Here is a 19506-nt window from a genome sequence, read left to right as displayed (position 1 = left end):
ATGAGGTATTTCAAGTAAGAATACGTGGGAGGTAAAAAGAAACGGAGAAGCAATGCCTCTCCGTTTATCCTAATTTAAAATTGAAGTATCTATAAATTCACTTTACAAATATACAACATTGCAAAGGCGATGTCAAGAGTTTCGGCAATTATTTTAGCTTGAGTTCAATCAACTATATTTAATCAAACTCAAGTACAACTGTTTAGTCCTCGGAAGTGTTCCCTCCTTTCTTGCTGTATTCGGAAGGAAGGCAACCAAAGTGCTTCTTGAAGCAATTAGTGAAATAAGAAGGGGTGTTGAACCCTACGAATGTACTGATTTCGGCCACCGTGTAACGCTCCTCTTTTAGCAGCTTGCATGCTTTGTTGAAGCGTATTTTGCGGATGAACTCATTCGTAGCCTCTCCGGTCAGTGCTTTCATCTTTATGTGCAGATTAGATCGGCTCATGCACATCTCGCGGGCAAACTCATAGGTAGAGAAATCGACGTTGTCCATGTGTTTCTCTACTATTTCGACGGCCTTCTTGAGTAGCTCTTCGTCCAAGGCATTGAGCGCCACCTTCTCCGGTTCAATCTCCAGCGAATTGGAATAATGCTCGATGGCACGATGCCGGGTGCGGAAGAGGTTCTTGATTTTGGTGGTCATCACTGCCAGCGAGAAAGGTTTCGGTATGTAGTCGTCCGCACCTACTTGCAATCCCTCCAACTGCTCTTTCAAATCCGTCTTGGCAGAGAGCATAATCACCGGAATGTGGCAAGTATATAAATTCTGCTTGATGTGCTTGCACAGCTTCAAACCATCCATAACCGGCATCATCACGTCGGTCAGGACAAGATCAATCTCTTGTTCTTTCAGTATATTCAGGGCTTCTTCTCCGTTCTCCGCTTCCAGAATCCGGTACGACTGCCCCAGCTCGGTGCTGAGGTACTGGCGAATATCCGTGTTGTCTTCTACAATCAAGATGTTTTCGCGGGGACGTTCCTCGGCTTCGGGCGTAGCACTCTCGGGGTCGCAGGTTTCGGCATCCATGAGGTACATGTCCGCACTATTGGTGGAGTGAATGGCTTGTTCGTTCTTGATACCTGTTTCGGTTGCTATTTCCTCGGGTTGGTAAGCATCCTCGTTGGTGGGCAGATAGATGGTGAAGGTGGTTCCTACGCCTTCGGCACTTTCTAAATTGATTTCTCCGTGGTGCAATTCTACCAGCCGATGTACTAAAGAAAGCCCGATACCGGTGCCGATGTGTTCATTGTCCATCTGATAGAAACGTTCGAATATTTTGCTTTGCTTGTCGATGGGGATGCCAGTTCCTGTATCTTGCACCTGCAGCAATAGGCGGCCATCTTCTTTTTTCAAGGCTACTGTGATGGCTTGCCCTTCATGGGTGTATTTGAAGGCATTGGATATCAGATTGTTGATGATAAGTTCTACATAGCTCGAATCGCATAGTACTTCGAGGTCTTCGACTTCGGAATAGAAGTTGTAGGTAATCTTCTTATGACGTGCCACCCGGTCGTAAAGGAGGAAGTTTTTCTTTACGATTTGATGCACCGGATTGAGCCTTACTTTGAGATGGAATACTCCCAGTTCGGCTCTGCGATAATCCATCAGTTGGTTTACCAGGTGCAGGAGGCGATTTGTATTCTTCTGCACATGCTCCAGTTGCTTGAGAATCCAGCGGTCGGTCACCTTGCTAAGCACTTCTTGCAGGGGAGCCAGAATCATGGTAAGTGGCGTACGCAGTTCGTGGGAGATATTGATGAAGAACTGGAGTTTCATTTCGTTCAACTCCTTTTGACGTTCTTTATCCGCAAGCTCCATCTGTATTTGTGCTTTCATACTTTTACGCATCCAGAAATAGTAGAAAATGAAGGTTGTGGTTGCGATAAAAAGAGTAATGAATAGCAAGGTAGCCCACCAAGTCTTATACCAGACGGGAAGAATCGTAATTTCCAGTTTGGTAGGCAGTTCGTTCCATCTTCCATCACTATTGGCAGCTTTCACTAAAAAACGATAAGTGCCTTGCGGTAGATTTGAGTAGGAAGCTATGCGGGAAGTTTTGGAATGATACCATTCTTTATCGTACCCTTCCAACTTATACGAGAAGGTATTATGGGTGCCGGATATATAATTGGGTACGACAAATTCTAATGCGAACATAGATTGTCCGGCCGTCAGCGTGATGCTATGTATCTCGCTGATATTTTTCTCCAATATCCCTGTTTCATCTCCTGGATAAACGGTTTTATTGAATAACGTCAATCGAGTTATGATGACTGGCGGTATATACGGATTGTCCGGGAGCTGTTCCGGTCGGAAAGTAGTGATTCCGTTGATACCTCCAAAATACATCAATCCACTCTTGGTATGACAAAAAGCATTATTGGTGAATTGGTTACTCTGTATTCCATCATTGTCCGTATAATTACGGAATTTCTCGGTTTGTGGCTGAAAACGGCTTAGTCCTTTGTCTGTGCTAAGCCAAAGATAACCAAATGAATCTTCCATTATGCCATGTACTACATTATTAGGAAGTCCTTGAGCGGTTGTGTATTGCTTGATTTCTTTCGTCTTTTCGTCAAAGCGGTAAATGCCATTGCGAGTACCTATCCAGAAAATGCCGTTTTGTCCGGACTCGAATACGCAGTTAACCATTTTATGATTGATGAGGAATTGTGATGGCAATATAGGGCATTGTAGCAATTGTCCGTCTGTCTCTGTATACACATCCAAGCCTTTTTCACCAATTAGCCAAAGCCGATGTTTGCTATCACGAACAATGGCAGTAATCTGCTTGTTTAGAAAAGGGCTTCCATCCGCTTGGGTATGGATAGGAGTGATCTTTTTGTTTTTCGGATTGAAACGTAATAGTGAGCTTATTCCACTTATCCAGAATTCACCGTTTTCTGTGGGTTCAAGGGTATAAACGTTGTTCGTCTCGTTCGTGCAAATTGTTTCAATACGTCCTGATTTGCGGTGGAGGATATTAAGACCGCCTGTGTGTGTACCTATATAGACCTGATCATTAGTCTCATCAATATAGATTACTTTCACATCGTTAGAACCGATACCCTCTTTTTGCGTGTAATGCTTGAAAGTCTGTGTATGCGGATTATAGAAGTTCACTCCACCGCTATTGGTACCTATCCATAAGTTACCTTCTGCATCTTCTTGAATACATCCTATGATATTACAGTTTAGTGAGTTACTTTTGACTGTTGATTGAAGATTATAAAAGCGGTCTTTGAAAGGATGGTAGTAATTCAGTCCGCCGAAGTAAGTGCCTAACCACATACCGCCTTGCAAGTCCATGAAAATATCGCGTACAGAAGCTTGTGAAAGACTGCCGCTTTCCTGTGGGTCACTATTGTAGACATTAAAGCTGTTCTCTTTTTCATTGTAAATGTTCAATGAATTGAGCGTTCCTATCCATAGTTGGTTTTGTGAATCAAGGGCGAGTGTACGGATGTAGTTGGAACTGATGGAGTTTTGAACCTTTGGATTACGGGTATAGCTTTTTACTTCGTTTGTCCGGAGGTCGATACAAAATAATCCGCTTCCTTCAGTTCCTATCCATAGATGTATTGGAGATTGTTGCAAAATGGTGTATATATCCTTGTCTCTTAGTGCTTCTGAAGCAATGTTTTTCAGCGTATTCTTTTCTATGGAATAAACAAATACTCCTTCATTACTGCCGATATAGATATGATCGTCTTGACGATAGAGGGCAGTGGGTATAATGGATGAAAGAGAAGGAGTGAGACTGTTGCCGGTATATTGAAAAGTTTCGGTATCGAACAATAACAATTTCTCTTTTCTGACATAGAGTAATAGTAGTTTGTCGTTGACTTCTACAATGCCGTTAATCGCTAGGTTTTTCCCATTCTCCTGATAAGTGAAGTTCTCGAATTTGTCTGTGTTGACGTTATAGAGAGAAAGGCCTTCATCGGTTCCTATCCATATTCTGCCTTGTTTGTCTTTTATGCAAGTTCTGATAATATCACTTCCTATGCTGTGTGGGTCTTGTTCATCATACTGATAGACGGTGAAATCATAACCGTCGAACTTATTTAATCCGTTATGGGTGGCAAACCACATATTGCCTTGATTATCTTGTGTAATATCGAAGACGGTGCTTTGCGACAATCCTTTATTTAACCCTATATGAATAAAGCTGATTGATTTAGACTTTTGTCCATAGAGTCCATAGAGGGAAACTATTAATAAATTTACGATGAGGTATAAGAAAAGTCGTTTCATATCTTAGCGCATTTAAGGTAATGGGGCAAAGATATGTAATAAAATTATAAATTGGCTCTGTTACTATATAAAAAAAAGAATAACATCGGCTATGCAGTCACATATCGTATGTTATTCTTTTTCCCTCTTTTACAGCTTTTTTATAACCAATTTGCTCCTGCCGGAAGTTGCTTGTGACTGTATTGTGAGACGAATACGTGCAAGTTTCTTCTCCTTCCATGCCTTTATCAATTTTGGGTCCGTCAATTCTATGGCATCGACCGCAGGGTTTAGTAGTTTCTTATTATATTCTAATTTAAATCGACCGGTTTCGTTTGTCAATATGATGTCTTTATTATCATCAATTATCACTTCACAGCACGTCATTAAATTCAAGACCGATGGATTTTGGAATGAAGCCAGTTGCCAAGCATCGGTTATTGTGAAGTCTTTCCCTTTATTCAGCGTGTAGTTGCGTATCCAGCTATCTACATTTGCCTCTTTAGGATAGGCTTGGGCAATATTGACTTGGTATGATACACTTCTGGAAGCAGCTTTGTATTGTTGACTATGTGCCGCAAATTCTTTACCGTTCTTTTGTTCCATTCCGTTGATGGTAGGCAAGTTGTGATAACCGGACTGCATGGTCCATATTGTATATCGTTCCGGACCGAAAGTTTGTCGGGTATAAGTTCCCACCCCGGCATCTATAAGTAGCGGACTGTTATTGTAATAAAGAATGCACGAACCGACATCATTATGATTGTGACTTTCCTGATTGTGTCCACCCTTAGCCGCGAAAAAGAAACCGTTCGTTTGACCTTCGCGGTCGCGGGTTACACAAATCTGAGTATCTTTAAACCAATAGCCACCAATCAGCGGTTCGCCTTGCGGATGTCTGACAATCTCCTTGTACATGAAAAGCTCGTCCAAAGCTGAGGCGAAATAACCGTTTACGCCATCTTTGAAACTTTGATTCTGCTGTGCCATTAATGCTGCGAATTGCATCATCTTGGAATCTCCGATTCGTTTCCCATATTGGTAAAGAATGCCGGGGTTCGGATTCACTTTGGGTGAAGAGTCTGCAAAGTTCACGAAATAGTTTCCACCAATGTGTACCCGGTAGATGTATTGCGCCATGTTGTGCAGAAGAGGTTTATCGAAGATATTTATACGATTACTGGTTACTTTGCCGAGTAAATCCAAAAACTTCAACGCATATCCTGCCGCTCCGCTCCAATAAGTGGGGCCTTCGTCGCAAGCGCCGTCTTCATGGTACATGCTGAAGAAGGAATCGGTTGACTTCATTAACTTCCATATTCCCTGTTGAATGCGCTCCGGGTTTTCTTCCATCAGCATCAAGGCTTGCAATACATTGTAATTGATCCACGGGTTCCAGTTGTTTACTTGCTGACCACTGAATCCCATCCACCAATAATCATCTCGTGCAAAATAGGGATTAATCAGATTCTTATTGACTTCTTCCACTATTCTTTTGTTGATAAGAGGACTTACTTTTTCGAACTCTTCTTTAAAGAAATAGTGAGTCCAAGCCATTTGGGCACCGATGTCGGCAACTACCAACTCAATGGTCGGCTCATTTCTGTCGGGCAGTCCCGAACGGTCTTTCTGAAAGTTCAGATGCGCCGAATGTATCCAGGACGTTTCACATAAGAACCATACACCGTCTATGATGGCATCCATGAATCTGCCTTTCCCTTCTACGAGTTCAGCAAGAGTCAATGCTTGTAAAGCTCTGTGGTTGGCACGCCCGGTACGTATCTCTCCGGTGCGCTTAAAGGCTAAATAGTCTGAAGCAAGGTCCGGTTTCCATACGTGATTCAGTACTTTCTCGCCATTTCTGATGATAATCTCTCCTATTTCAGCATCTACTTTTTCTTTCCAAGCGTTTCGGTCTGCATAACCGGGATAGTCCACCCAACTTTGTTGGTAGCGGATAGCTACACCTAAATCTTCATAGGCGATGGAGTATTCAAGCAAATGTCTTTCAGTTGCATTTGTAGAAGAGCAAGTTGCACTAATAAGTAGATAGCTTGCCAATAACAGTAATTTGAATCTTGCCATTTATAGAATATATTATGTGTGGAATTTTACTATTTCATCATGTCCAAATACCTTTTCAGGGCTTCCAAATAATAGTAATCGGCATAATTTAGAGGCGTATCTATCTCTGAACCATGGGGCAATGAACCTACCGAATGCATTAATATATATCCTTGGTTTTTGCCTTTTTTTGCCAGATAATCTTCTCCGGTTAAGTTCTTTAATAGGGTTTCGGCATACTCAAAGTACTTTTGTCCATCGGGAGCAAGCGTACTGAGTTCTAAAAAGGCGGAAGCCGTAATAGAAGCAGCCGATGCATCACGCGGTGTCTCTTTGCTGTCCGGTGCATTATAATCCCAATATGGAATACTGTCGTTGGTCTTGACTTCATTCATTATCATCTCTGCAATATGTGTGGCTTCTCTTAGAAATTCCACATCACGTGTCTCACGATAACATGCTGTATAGCCATATACTGCCCATGCTTGTCCGCGTGCCCAGACCGACCGGTCACTCTGACCTTGATGAGTGCCTTTGCTCTCTACCGTGCCATCGTTGTTATAGCTGATAACATGGTAGCATGTATAGTCAGGGCGGAAATGATGTTTCATTGTTGTTTGGGCATGTTTCACGGCTATATCATAATATTTTTTGTCTCCGGTAAGCCTGCTGGCATTGAATAGTAAGTCCAGATTCATCATATTGTCAATGATAACAGGATAATTCCAATGTCCGAAATCCCAGGAGCGGATGCAGCCTATCTGTTCGTTGAAACGTTCGCATAAGTTGTCCGCAGTTTCTACTAACACGTTCTGGATAGTATCGTTGGGAGCCAGTCGTAATGCGTTTCCGTAGCTGCAATTTATCATAAAGCCTATGTCGTGGTTATCTTTATAATACCGTACCGGATTTAACAGATTGGTATATTTGATGGCTTCGGCCTTTAACTCTTCATTGCCGGTCATCTCGTAGATATACCAAAGGCTACCGGGGAAGAAACCGCTCGTCCAGTCGTAGATATTGCAAAGCCGTCTTTTCCCTAACTTTTCGGCAGGTGGGTTAGGCCATAAAGAGTCTTGAAACACTTTCAGGTCTTGTTCCATTTGTCTCACTAAGAAATCGACATCGTAGCCTGTCCAGATGGAACGAGGGAGCAATGCGGAATCCGTGACCTCTTGCGCTGTTAATTGCAGTTGGTGAGACGCTACATCCAGCGCATGAACAGTCCAATTCTTTTTGGGTGTATCAGCGCAGGATGATAAACCAAGAATTGTGATTATAAATAAAATAAAGTTCTTCTTCATTCTGTTCAGTTTTGAAAGATGGTATTATATCGGGCTATTTTTTGAGTTTGAAGCTAAAAGCTATTGACTCGTTTTTTAAATTCTCAGGTAGGTTTACTGTAACCTTCCCATTTTTGCAGGTATATTTTACTTGCTGGTTATTCTGGAGCAGAATCATTTTGCCGGTTGGTCTATTACCTTCCCATTCGATAGTATTCGGCAATTTTTCTCCTTCGGGCAATGCATAGATGGCATATAGTGTTTTTCCATCTTTATTGGCAGTGAACCATACATTTCCGCTGTTATAATTGGGAGTGATGCGCGTTGCATAGATAGCTTTCCCGTTTTGCTTGAGCCATGCGCCGGTTTGTTTCAGAACAGCATGTATCTCTTCTTCAAAAGTTCCATCAGAGTTCGGACCTAAGCCCAATGCGAAACATCCGCCTTTGGCTACAATTTCAATCAATGTATTGATAACCCAAGTAGCCGATTTGCATTGAGCATTCGGTTTCCAACCCCACTTTCCGGTCAAGGGCATATTCGATTCCCAGGGGTGAGCTATTTGAGTTTCCGGTATTTTGCGTTCCGGAGTCTGATAGTTCTCGTTACGTCCAGGCACCGTTCTGTCTGCTACAATCAATCCCGGTTGTTTGCTGCGCGCTTTGTTTACAATCTCGTCTATCTTAATATCTTGTTGTGGCTCCCGTACCCAGCCGGCATCTAACCAAAGTACATCCATACGTCCGTAATCAGACATCAATTCGTCAATCTGATTGGCTGTGAATTGCTGGAACTTGTTCCATTTCTGAGGATTTGCCTGAATATCATAATTGGGGTTACGTGTTGGAGTTGCATAGTCGGGATCCCAATAATCCTCGTTGTGCCAGTCCGCTTTCGAAAAGTAGGCACCAATCATGAAATTCTCTTTGCGGAAAGCATCGAAAAGATGATAAGCTATATTGCTGTATTTGCCATTCTTATAAGGACCTTGGGCTATGTTGTAGTCTGTATATTTAGAGTCGAACATACAGAACCCGTCATGGTGTTTTGTGGTGAAAAGCAGGTACTTGAATCCGGCTTCTTTCATTGTTTTTGCCCAATCGGACGGCTCAAAGTTAACAGGATTAAGCTCTTTGGCTTGATCCCAATACCATTTCTTGAATTCACCGTACGAGACGTCATTTGCCTTTTTGCGGCTTCTGTACATCCATGGTTGCGGTTCAGAACACAATCCCCACGATTCGGCTGTGCCACGGACTGCATATACTCCCCAATGGAACAGCACGCCGAATTTTTGGTCTTGCCATTGTTCCAACTTCTTCAGAACTTCCGTATCAGTAGGGTATTCGTAGGTTTCCGAACTCTTATGTACAAAGTCGTCCGCTTTAATTTTAGTATCTTGCTGTGCATGGAGTGCCAGAGACATACAGATACTTGCAGTGAATAGTAAAATCTTTTTCATTGTTACTGAATTTATTTGGTTATTTGATGAAAGCAGGTTCTCCGCTTATTTGTTTTATGATATCCTTGACTTTTTCAACTTCTTGTTTATTGCCGCATACAAGTAAAGAGACGCCCCCCTCGGCTCCGTCGATACCGCCTTTGGCAGTAACGAACACATCCACTTCGGCAAATTCCTTGATAGCTTCGATTTCGGTATAGATGTTGCCTTCTGTGGCGTTGAGGCGCACGGTTCCTTTGTCTCGGTTGGTACTGTTATTGACCAGTTGCTGCATTTCAAACAGGTCTTGTGTGGTTTCTTTCTCCAGTCCTACCGGTACAATCCAACGTCCTTTGCCGTTGTCGGTGTATTTGCGCAGCTTGGCTACGGTGCCACCATCGGGGGCCCCTACGCATACGGCGGCTTGGCGTTTGGCATAATTCACTATGTTGGCGCCTTTGAACACGATGTCTTTGGCATTCATGCGAGCCAGCGCATCGACGTAAGGCATGTCAATTATTTCTCCTTTTATCAGTACGATTTCAGAACGGCGTTTTAAGTCTTTGCCAAAGTCTTCTTTCGAGCTGGGAAAGATGCGTCCGGTAACAAAACTACCTCTGGGAGCTTCCAGATTAGCAAGTTCTTCGGCAATGTATGTATTGGTAGTTCCCAGAGTAATGATGACGATGCCGTTCTTCAGTCTGTCCTGTACATCTTTGTTCACTACGATTCCCTTGGCTATCAAACGCTTGCTCTCACTAACAGTCAGCCGTACGGTTGATATGATTTCATACGCTTTCTGTGTGTCCGTTTCAAGAACTTGCTTTCCGTCTTTTGCTTGTTGGGTGCAACTACTGAAGATTATCATCATCGCAGTTAAAATGCAGCTTATTGTTTTCATATAAGTTTTATGATTCATTGATTAGTTATAACGGTTGGTATCCCACCAAACACGTACATTTACTCCATCTCCTTTTCCTCCATTTAAAGAAGGGGCAGTTGCATTTTCTTTGTTGTTAATTAATTCATTATCAACATAGCGAAGCTTCTTGATGAATTCTCCGTTTTCTGCATTAATGCTTGATTCCAAACTTAGTACAACAGGATTCAGATTCGGATATCCCGTACGTCTGAACTCTGCCCATGCTTCATTGGAGTTAGGATAGATGCCGATCCATTTCTGGGTGATGATTTGTTCTAACCGGGTTTCAAAATCGGCATTGTCTTCCCATTTCACTTTTCCGGTAGTCAAATAGATTTCATCTTCACTTGTTGTGTAAGTTCCCTCAGGAGCACCGGCTCTCATTTCTTCAAAAGAAGCTTTGATACCTGCTTCATAATTGCTTTTTGCGTCTCCTGCTCCTTCCCAGCCACGTATGGCAGCTTCTGCTTTTAAGAAACAGACCTCTGCGTAGTTCATCATAACCAGAGGGCGTATAATGTCTCCGGATGGAGTAGGGGTGTGTGAACCCTTGTCTGCGTTGTTCCAAGTATATCCCCACATATATCCCCAAACATTGGAGTTGAATCTGTTGCTATATTCTTCTTCTGCCAGATCGGCTTGTGCAACTCCGTTGGGTACTCCTCTGTATTGTACTTCCGATTCTCCCGATACCCAGGCCTCCGTTTGTGAACACATTAGTGTAAGGCGGGGATCAGCGATGGAACTGGTATTCATCAGCATATCCACCATTGTCTTGCTGGCTCTGAATTCATTACGATAACTGCATGGACCCACTAAAGGATTGCCGTGACATTCGATATATAGACTTGTCGAGAGATTGGCATTGTCCTCATTGGAAGTCATTAATGATTCTTTAAGAGCGGCTGTTCCTTCTGTTTCAGCTTTGTCCGGATCAATGAACGACAAGCGTATGGCAGCACGAAGCCGCAGAGAGTTAGCCAGTTTTATCCATTGGTCAACGTTGCCTTGAAACATTAAATCTTCGCTTCCATAAGTCAGTTGTCCTTCGCGCTTTTGTTTCAATAAGCCAACTGCTTCGGACAATTCTTTGAAAATATCGTAATAAATCTCTTTTTGGCTGTCGTAAGGAGTTTGAGTTTCACCTTTCCCGGCTTCGAAGTAAGGTACATCTCCAAAAATATCTGTGATGCGCATGCTGCCCATGGCTGTCACTATACGCATAATCTGGTACATGTCATTGTATTCAGGATGCTTTCCCAATGTTTGCTCCACTTCACGGAGATTTTTCAATTGAGCTTGATAATAAGGAGTCCAATAACCGCGTTCCGCCCATTTATTGTTGAATACATAATTGCCTGAATTGAAACTGGGGGTAGTATTGGCAATGTATTGACAATATAGAGAGGAATATAAGAGTGATGACATTTGGTATTCACCGATGTCTAATTGGAATCCTTCATGTTGCATATAGGGCAATACAAGCTGTGGTGATACTTCGTTTACTGCCAGCGGATCTTTGTTCAGGTTTTCAAATCCGTTTGTACAACTGAACATACATACAGATGTAACTATTATAAGTGCCTTATTCAATTTCATAGTAATCATATTTAAAATTTAACATTAAGAGAGAAACCGATTGTTCTTGTTGAAGGGAGTGCTGCAAGCTCATAAGCTTGGTAAACATCCTGACTGTTTTGGGCAAATTCTGCATTTACGGGTGCTGCTTTATAGATATTGAACAAGTCCCGTCCTACAATGGCTACCTTTACTTTGCTGATAGGAGTCTGTTTGAACCATAAATCGGGCAAGGTGTAGCCTATTGATAACTCGCGTAGCTTCACGTAGCTTGCATCGTGTAAGAATTCCTCACCTACCGGGTATTGACCCGATATGGTAGAATAGAATTGCTGTGCCGTAATTTCTTTGCTATTTTCCTCACCGGTTGATTTTACAATGCCATTCACTACCATTCCGTCACGACCTTTCATGGTACGTGCGGATGTTCCGGCTCCGCAAGCAAGTGCGTCGGTCAGAGAGAGGAATTCGCCTCCCCATCTTACATCCACCAAAGCGTTGAATACGATATTCTTATAACTGAGTGTCGTACTGAAAGAACCTGTCCAATCCGGCATCATATTGCCGATTACCTGGCTGGATTTTGTGTTGATAAGGGGTAATCCTTTTTCATTCACCAATATTCTGCCATCCTCATTCTTTTGGTAAGCAGTGGCTACGATGTCACCGAACTTGCCCCCTTCATCTATGACGACACTTCCTATCCGGATGGAATTGGTACTGGTGAAAGTATAACGTTTAATTTTCTCGTTCAATTCAATGTTGCGGGTAGAATTCGTGCCCCAATTCAAATTTACATCCCAACGCCAGTCTTTGGTTTGTACAGGAGTTCCGCTTATCATAAGTTCCACACCTTTGCTTTCCATCTTGCCGGAATTAATTTTCTTATACGTATAACCGGAAGATCCTGGGATCGTGATAGATAAAATCTGATCAACAGTGGTCGATCTGTAATAAGTAAAGTCAAATCCTAATCGGTTATTGAACATGCGGTAGTCGAATCCTACTTCCCAGGAAGTAGTCTTTTCAGGTTTCAAGTCAGCTAAAGGGTAGGTGTTGGAAGTTTGTCCTACCGTATGTATTCCTTGAATGTTACCCAATGTATATACATTATAAAGTGAATAGGGAGTCGTGTCATTACCCACTTGTGCCCACGAACCGCGTATCTTCAAGAAGTACTCGCGCGGCATTTTTAGAATATCTGATAATATACCGCTTAAACTTACCGATGGGTAAAAATAAGACCAGTTGGAGGGTGGCAATGTAGATGACCAGTCATTTCGGGCAGAAACATCCAAGAAAGCATATCCCTTATACCCTAAAGTTGCATTTCCTAAAACAGAGTTGACACGGCTTGAATTTTTATCTTGAGTGGCAAGCTTGCTGGTACCGTTACCTAAAGCGGTAAAGCCGGGTATGATGGCTGCTCCACTTTCCGCTTTCAAGGATTTGAATTTATTATAGCGTGCAGCGATTCCTAAGTTGGCGGTTACCGAGAAATCTTTGAATCTTTTGTCGAAGTTCAACATTAAATCCGCATTTAGCTCCTCTCTTGTAGAATTGGTGATCCTTATCAAGTTGCGCGGTGTCGTTGCTTTATTGTGGTAAGTAGAATACTCTTCCAAATCATCAGAAAGGCGGTCAAGTCCTATTCTTCCGGTCAATTTTAAGTAGTCGGTGATGTGTCCGGTCAGAGTCAGCATTCCCAAGAGACGATTACGATTTAATTCATTTCCGTTTCCGTCCAATAAAAACTGATAGGGGTTTAAAACGCTTTCACTATCCCCCGACCAGTTTACGGTGTATCCCTCTTGTCCCATGGGGTTTCGTAAATCGGCAAAGCGAATGCTTCTTGGAATCTGGATGATTTGCTGCCAAGGACCTTGATTCCATGCCGGCTTATTTTTAGCCTTTTCTCTGAAGTAAGTCACTTTGCCTCCTACGGTTAAATATTTACTTTTGAATTCAACATTTAGGTTATAATTTTGCTTGTTGAGTGATTCGTTCGGTAATATGCCTTCATTACGGCTGTCTGTAAAGGAGAAACGTGCATTTAGTTTTTCACCGCCACCGCTTACGCTTACTGAATTGACATAGTTCAAAGCTGTACGGAAGAAATCATCCACTTGGTCTGTTTGAGGGAGCATGGCGTAATCTTGATATGCTTTGTCTCCATACAGTACATTACGCCAGTTTTGGATGGTTTGACCTTCCATTTTAGGTCCCCAAGATTGTCTGGCTTCCATAGAATAAGCTCCGTTACTACCTTGTCCGTACGTGTCTTGGAATTCATAAGAATTATAGGCTTTCGTCATAGAAACATATCCGTTATATTCTACTTGAAACGATCCGGCTTTACCTTTTTTTGTGGTGATCAAGATGGCACCGCTTTGTGCTCTCGAACCATATAAAGCGGCTGCATTAGCACCTTTCAGCACAGAGATGCTTTCAATGTCATCCGGATTAAGATCGGATGCTCCTGATGCATAATCTCCGTTTTTGTTGTCCAGAATAGGCAATCCGTCCACGACCCAAAGCGGAGAATTGTTTCCACTCAAAGAGTTAAGTCCACGCAGGACGACACGGGTTGAACCGCTGACACCACCTGCCGATTGAGAAATCTGTACACCTGCTATTTTCCCTTGCAGCAGGTTAGAGACGCTTGTTGAACGGTTTTCGGAGAATGACTCTGTTTTCACTTCCTGCATGGCATAGCCCAATGCTTTCTTTTCGCGTTTTATACCTAAAGCGGTTACTACCACTTCGGACAGCATTTCAGAATCTTCTTTCAAGGTTATGGTGAAGTTTTGTTTCCCTTGAATACCGATTTCCTGTTTTACATAACCGATATACGAGATGACTAATTTGCCGTCACTTGGTACCTCTATGGTGAATGCTCCATCTATGTTAGTGATTGCACCAATGGTGGTTCCTTTGACGGAAACGTTGGCGCCGATTACGGTTTCACCGTTTGTATCTTTCACGATTCCCGTGATTTTAATCTTTTCTTGGGCGTACATCCCGATACTGAACAAAGTCAGCATAGCTACTAAAAATGTCTTCATGTGTTTTTCCATATTATTTTCTAAATTAGTTGGTTTCTTCTATTCAATTTTTAGATTAGCGCTTTAGTTTGCTTCTCGGGAATAAAATTCCCTTGTGCGTTTGTTATGAGTGATAGAATGATACCGGTTAACAAGGATAATAGTTTTCTCATTGTATCCATTAAAATTAAGTTTCTACTTTATTGTTCCGCCTGATGCAAAAGTAGCTCAGAGCTACTGAATTTAGTTTATATATTGTTGAATAGGTTTGCAATTTTGTGCAGAGTGTGTTTATTTTCAATGAAAAAATGTTTGTATTTGTATAATAGCTGATTTTGTTATAGATTGTTATTCATTTCCTTGATCAGCAGGAAGGTGTAATTGGTTATGTCCGCTTATGGCATTGTTGCAGAAATAGCTGGAACCATTAGCGGATAGTGATCAATAGATTCTTGCAAGCCGTTAATCTTGTCGAATAGTAGAGTGCTGTGCGAAAACTTCCTGTTATCCGTTTTTATCGACTGCTCTGTAGGACCATAAAGCAGATATTCTCCAGTAGTTTTATTCTCTATTTCCAATCGGGCTTCTTTATCCGTATCAAGCTGAGCTTTGATGCGGTAGTTGCCAATAACAATTACATTATTGGAATCAGGTTCCACTTCGACAAAGGACATTGAGTTTGATTTATCAATCTGAATAATAGCCATAAATCTCATTTCTTTAGATTTCTGTGCGTTCTCAAACTTACTGTGGAACTGCTGCTTCTCAAATACCTTTGCCGGTCTTCCTCGTTGCGGATTGAGCCAATCGAAAGGTTTTATATAAGAGGTATCAGCCAATGAAACAGACAAAGGAGAACTGCCGAATATCTTGGCGAGTGCGTCGCAATTATCTGTATCGGCTATCAGAGAATTATCCGCCGCATTTACTTTCATGTGGGAGCGTTGCAACCCATTGAGCTGGAAAGTCCAGGTTACTTCCTTTTCCGCTTCCAGTTCGTCATATACTACAAGTATGTTTGGGCGGAGCATGGCCAGATGACGGCGGAATTTCTTGACTTTAGGATCATCGTTGTCATTCAGAATAAAACCATGTTCCGGCTTATATACTTGGGCGTTCTTCAGCACTGTAATCCAGTTGATGGCACTTTTGTCAAATTTCACATACGCCTTTGATGCATCTCCCAGAACATAGGTGATGTCTTTTCCGTTCAGGTAGCGGGCAATCCAACCGTATGCACTGTGTGAGTAGGCTTGTGTCTTCCCGTCTACAGTGATCGTATTTCTAGTACGGCTGTGCTTCTGTGCCAGCAGATAATGCTTGTCTTGTGTAGTAATTCGGTAGCCGGTGGGATAGAATACGGGTTTGCCTTTGTAGGAAACGTTGAAACTGTTCTGTTCCGCCAAACCATGCGAACCGACGCCGAAAGGCGAACTGCGGAAAGACACAAACAGGTTTTTCTGAGTGTTCAGCACATCAGTATTCATTACCACAATGCCGGTTTGAGGAAATACAACAGACTGCGGAATATCTTTCATCTCCATCGGTTTAACTTCACGAGGTTGATGCTGGAGACGGTATGAAGCGAAGTTCGACTTGTTAAAGATATACGGTTGACCCAATGATTGCTTGGAAGTCCGGTAGGCGTAATGGATGGCAAACGGGTTATTCAGTTCTTGTCCCAGAATATATGCAAAGTCGGGGCGGAGTACATTCAGGCTGTGCACCTCCTCACTTCCGTCTCCAAATCCATCACCGGCGGAGTGGATGGGTATAGTATAAGCCAGTGCATTGGCACAGTTGGAGTACCAGGGATGCGCAAACAAGTTTACTTGGAACAAATCCCGGTACAACAAGTAGTTGTGCACCATTGATTCCATGTTTACGTGTATATATCCCATATTGCCATTAGGCCATACTCCGTCGGCAAGGAAACCGCCTCCCGGTGATCGTGACAGCCAACTGTCATAGAGCATTTTAAACCAGATATCCGCTTCCGGTATATGATTCTTCATGACAATGCTTGAATAGAACACATCATAAAAGGTATGTTGGAAGAAGTGGGCGCACAGAATGCCATCGGCGGAACCGATATTCTCTTGCATGATGTGGTCTATGACGAGTGATGCTATTGTGCGAATAAAATGTTCATATCTTTTCTTCTGCACTTCACTCAGGTGATTGTAAACCATGTCATAAGCCATTGCCAGTGTTGACATCGATCTTGCTCCGGTAAAGTCTGATATCTTGTACATTCCCGCCGGATCTTTGGAGGCGATATGCTCGGACAAGATGATAGCCTTATCCAGATACTTTTCTTCCTCTGTAATCTGATAAGCATTTAGTAGGTTGCTGATGTCACTACATATCGCTTCTACTTCATATCTCAGGCGGAATCGCATGATTTGTGTTTTCTCGGCTTGAGTTGCTGTGGCAGGTATGGCTTCAGCTTTCACCTTGTACTGTCCGGTCTCTTTGCCGAGCACGGCATTAGCTTTGTTTTTTAGTATTTTTATCAAGACCTCTCGGTCGGTAGTGAAAGGTTGCCGATGGTCTATGTTTTTAAAGATACGGGGATGCTGTTCAGGCAGCATACGGTAGGCTTCATCAGCGTTAGGAGATTCAAATAAAGGAGCACTTTCGGGAATATTCATTTCCCATGTTTCTGACCACTCTTTCCCAGATATACGATATCGCCAGTACCAGGTTCCCGGTTTGAATGCTTTATGGTGATTGTAAAAAGCCAGCCTCAACTCCGTGCGTACAAATGACTCTTTATCAGAGAAATCTTTTGTGCGTCCTATCTGAATATCATAACGCAGAAAGTCATTCAATTTCTTATCCGATTCTTTAGCCGGAAAGGAGGTAGGGTACTCATAGTCTGCCATCGGCCAGGTAAATATAGGCGGATTGGTTATCAGACGATGCCCCTTTGTCGGGTAGGGGAACTCTCGGTTTCCTTTTTGTCGGATGCAGTTCATGTCAAGTAGGTTTATTCCATCCCCGTCTTCAATGCTCTTGTCATTGACTTTGAAGGATTGGGCAAACTGATGAAAGCCTTCAAAAAGTTGCTGGCTTTTGATACTTTGTCCTGATAGCGACTGTAACGATAGAAAGACGGATATCACAGTGAGGCATATTGTTTGGTCTATTCTTTTATTCATAGTATTTGATTGGGAATATAAGCTTCTTGAAATAAAGTGAGATATCCGTCGAAAACGAATATCCCACTTGTTCCGGAAATATTAATAACCGGGATTATTCTTCCCTTCTAATTTAGGGTTACTCTGCATCTCTTTGAGAGGTATGGGAAACAGTTCATGCTTACCGGATGTAAAGTTCTTATATGCCGGATAAGCATCGCTTTTGCTTATCGGCTTGTTCAGGACGCTTTTGCTTCCAAATGCCTCTAAGGCTTCTTTCAGTATTCCCCAACGGATGAGGTCGTATTTCCGTTGTCCCTCGAATGCTAATTCGAAACCACGCTCCCAGTAAAGTGCCGTACGGAATTTGCCTTGATCGTCTCCATCCTGAATAAATGGAAGGTCATATACTTTAGGGGCTTTGAGCAGTTCTTTATAATTGGCATTGGTTATCGGGGTTGCTCCCGAGCGGGTACGCACGCTATTCAGAAGAATCCATGCTTGAGGAGTGTCACCGGTTTCGTTGTACGCTTCGGCAGCCATCAGAACTACATCGGCATAACGTAGTACGCAGTAGTTTACGTTAGTACTATTAGGATTGGAGAACCCGATTGGCATCCATTCACGGCGCCATTTCCCGGGATACCATTTGTTTGACTTGTTCTCGACTTTTTTGTGTTTATAGTCTTTGGCGTCCCATTTGTACATATAAATACAGACCATTACATCACGTCGTGTGTCATTTTCCTCGAAGAAGTCTTTCCACTCCGGCACAACTCTGAAAAATGCATTGGCACGTCCCATGAATTTATCGGCTTCTGTAGGCAGGATGCCTGGCGCGTCAACTTCAGGTCCATTGTAAGTCCCCCAAAGACCATTGCCTTGCAGACTTCCGGATACATGATGGAGAGCTACTTCCAAAAGACTTTCCTGAGAGTTCAAGATTTGACCGGAAAAGCTTTTAAACAGTTCTGTATAACCTCCGCTATAGAAATCGTGATAGCCATGTGCCTTGAAAATCTTCCATTCTTCAATTACTGCCTTGAAATATTCATTTCTCTTTGCATCATCCGGGCGAGTGAGCGTGCCGTCTTGTTGCAGACTGTAGCCTGCCCGTTGCAAATATACCCGCATCAATAATGCCCTAGCCGCTCCTTGAGTCGCTCTTTCGGGCGATGTTTCCGCATTGGCCCAATCCAATGTCTCTTTAGCAAAATTCAAGTCTTTGATAATCTCATCATAGATTGTTTCACGATTGATGCGTCCTCCGAATGCAGATTCATAATCAGCAGAATATGTAGTCTTGAAAGGGACATCTCCCCAATATTTGATTAAATCGAAAGATAGGAATGCACGTAAGAAACGTGCTTCTGCTACTAATCTTTGTAAATTCTTGTTTTCGGAGTATCCGTTCATGTTCTGGATGCCATCAATAGCATAGTTTGCACGGTCAATCCCTTGATATTTATACATCCATATCTCTTGAATCCATGTGTTGGCTGAAGTCAGATTATAATGTGCAATATCCCGGCGTGTGTTATCTGAAGCCACTCCATTAATATAATAGGTATCATCCGATGCGGGAGGAGCCATTTCATTGCCTCCATAATGAGATTTACTTGCAATAGACTCATAGATGCTATATATACTCATTTCTGCTTTGGATTCGGAAGTGAAGTATTGTTCTTTCTTATAAAAAGAGTCCGGATCTTCGGTCAGCATGTCTTCACATGAGACAAGACTTGATAATAATATGGTTAAGACTACGTATGTAAAATGATGCTTTTTCAT

The 19506-nt window shown here is 42.5% G+C and carries 9 protein-coding genes; all 9 read right to left on the bottom strand.

Annotated features, from left to right (window positions below; genetic code table 11):
• Positions 1-202: 202 nt before the first annotated feature.
• On the bottom strand, positions 203-4261 hold the full coding sequence (locus Q1W14_RS11420) for a hybrid sensor histidine kinase/response regulator transcription factor (RefSeq protein WP_300701564.1): 4059 nt from the start codon (positions 4259-4261) through the stop codon (positions 203-205).
• A 129-nt stretch (positions 4262-4390) separates the two neighbouring features.
• The gene (locus tag Q1W14_RS11415; RefSeq protein ID WP_300701562.1) at positions 4391-6325 is read right to left on the bottom strand and encodes a heparinase II/III family protein; all 1935 of its coding nucleotides are present in this window, start codon (positions 6323-6325) and stop codon (positions 4391-4393) included.
• A 29-nt stretch (positions 6326-6354) separates the two neighbouring features.
• The gene (locus Q1W14_RS11410) at positions 6355-7617 is read right to left on the bottom strand and encodes a DUF4995 domain-containing protein (RefSeq protein ID WP_300701762.1); all 1263 of its coding nucleotides are present in this window, start codon (positions 7615-7617) and stop codon (positions 6355-6357) included.
• A gap of 25 nt (positions 7618-7642) precedes the next feature.
• Positions 7643-9049, bottom strand: coding sequence for an alpha-L-fucosidase (locus Q1W14_RS11405; RefSeq protein WP_300701560.1), 1407 nt, complete (start codon positions 9047-9049; stop codon positions 7643-7645).
• 19 nt (positions 9050-9068) lie between these two features.
• Positions 9069-9929 (bottom strand): hypothetical protein, encoded by an 861-nt coding sequence (locus tag Q1W14_RS11400; RefSeq protein ID WP_300701558.1) that lies wholly within the window; start codon positions 9927-9929, stop codon positions 9069-9071.
• 21 nt (positions 9930-9950) lie between these two features.
• A complete protein-coding gene (locus Q1W14_RS11395) occupies positions 9951-11549 on the bottom strand; it encodes a SusD/RagB family nutrient-binding outer membrane lipoprotein (protein ID WP_300701556.1) in 1599 nt (532 codons plus the stop codon).
• Positions 11550-11560: 11 nt separating this feature from the next.
• Positions 11561-14593: a TonB-dependent receptor gene (locus Q1W14_RS11390; protein WP_300701555.1), complete on the bottom strand. Its 3033-nt coding sequence runs from the start codon at positions 14591-14593 to the stop codon at positions 11561-11563.
• 374 nt (positions 14594-14967) lie between these two features.
• Positions 14968-17736, bottom strand: coding sequence for a DUF4962 domain-containing protein (locus Q1W14_RS11385; protein WP_300701553.1), 2769 nt, complete (start codon positions 17734-17736; stop codon positions 14968-14970).
• A gap of 81 nt (positions 17737-17817) precedes the next feature.
• Positions 17818-19506 carry a RagB/SusD family nutrient uptake outer membrane protein gene (locus tag Q1W14_RS11380; RefSeq protein ID WP_300701551.1) on the bottom strand — a complete coding sequence of 563 codons (1689 nt, stop codon included), beginning with the start codon at positions 19504-19506 and terminating at the stop codon, positions 17818-17820.

Source organism: Bacteroides sp. (genome assembly GCF_030151085.1).
GTDB lineage: Bacteria > Bacteroidota > Bacteroidia > Bacteroidales > Bacteroidaceae > Bacteroides.
Note: the sequence above shows the minus strand (reverse complement) of the source record. Positions and strands in the feature narration are given on the sequence as shown.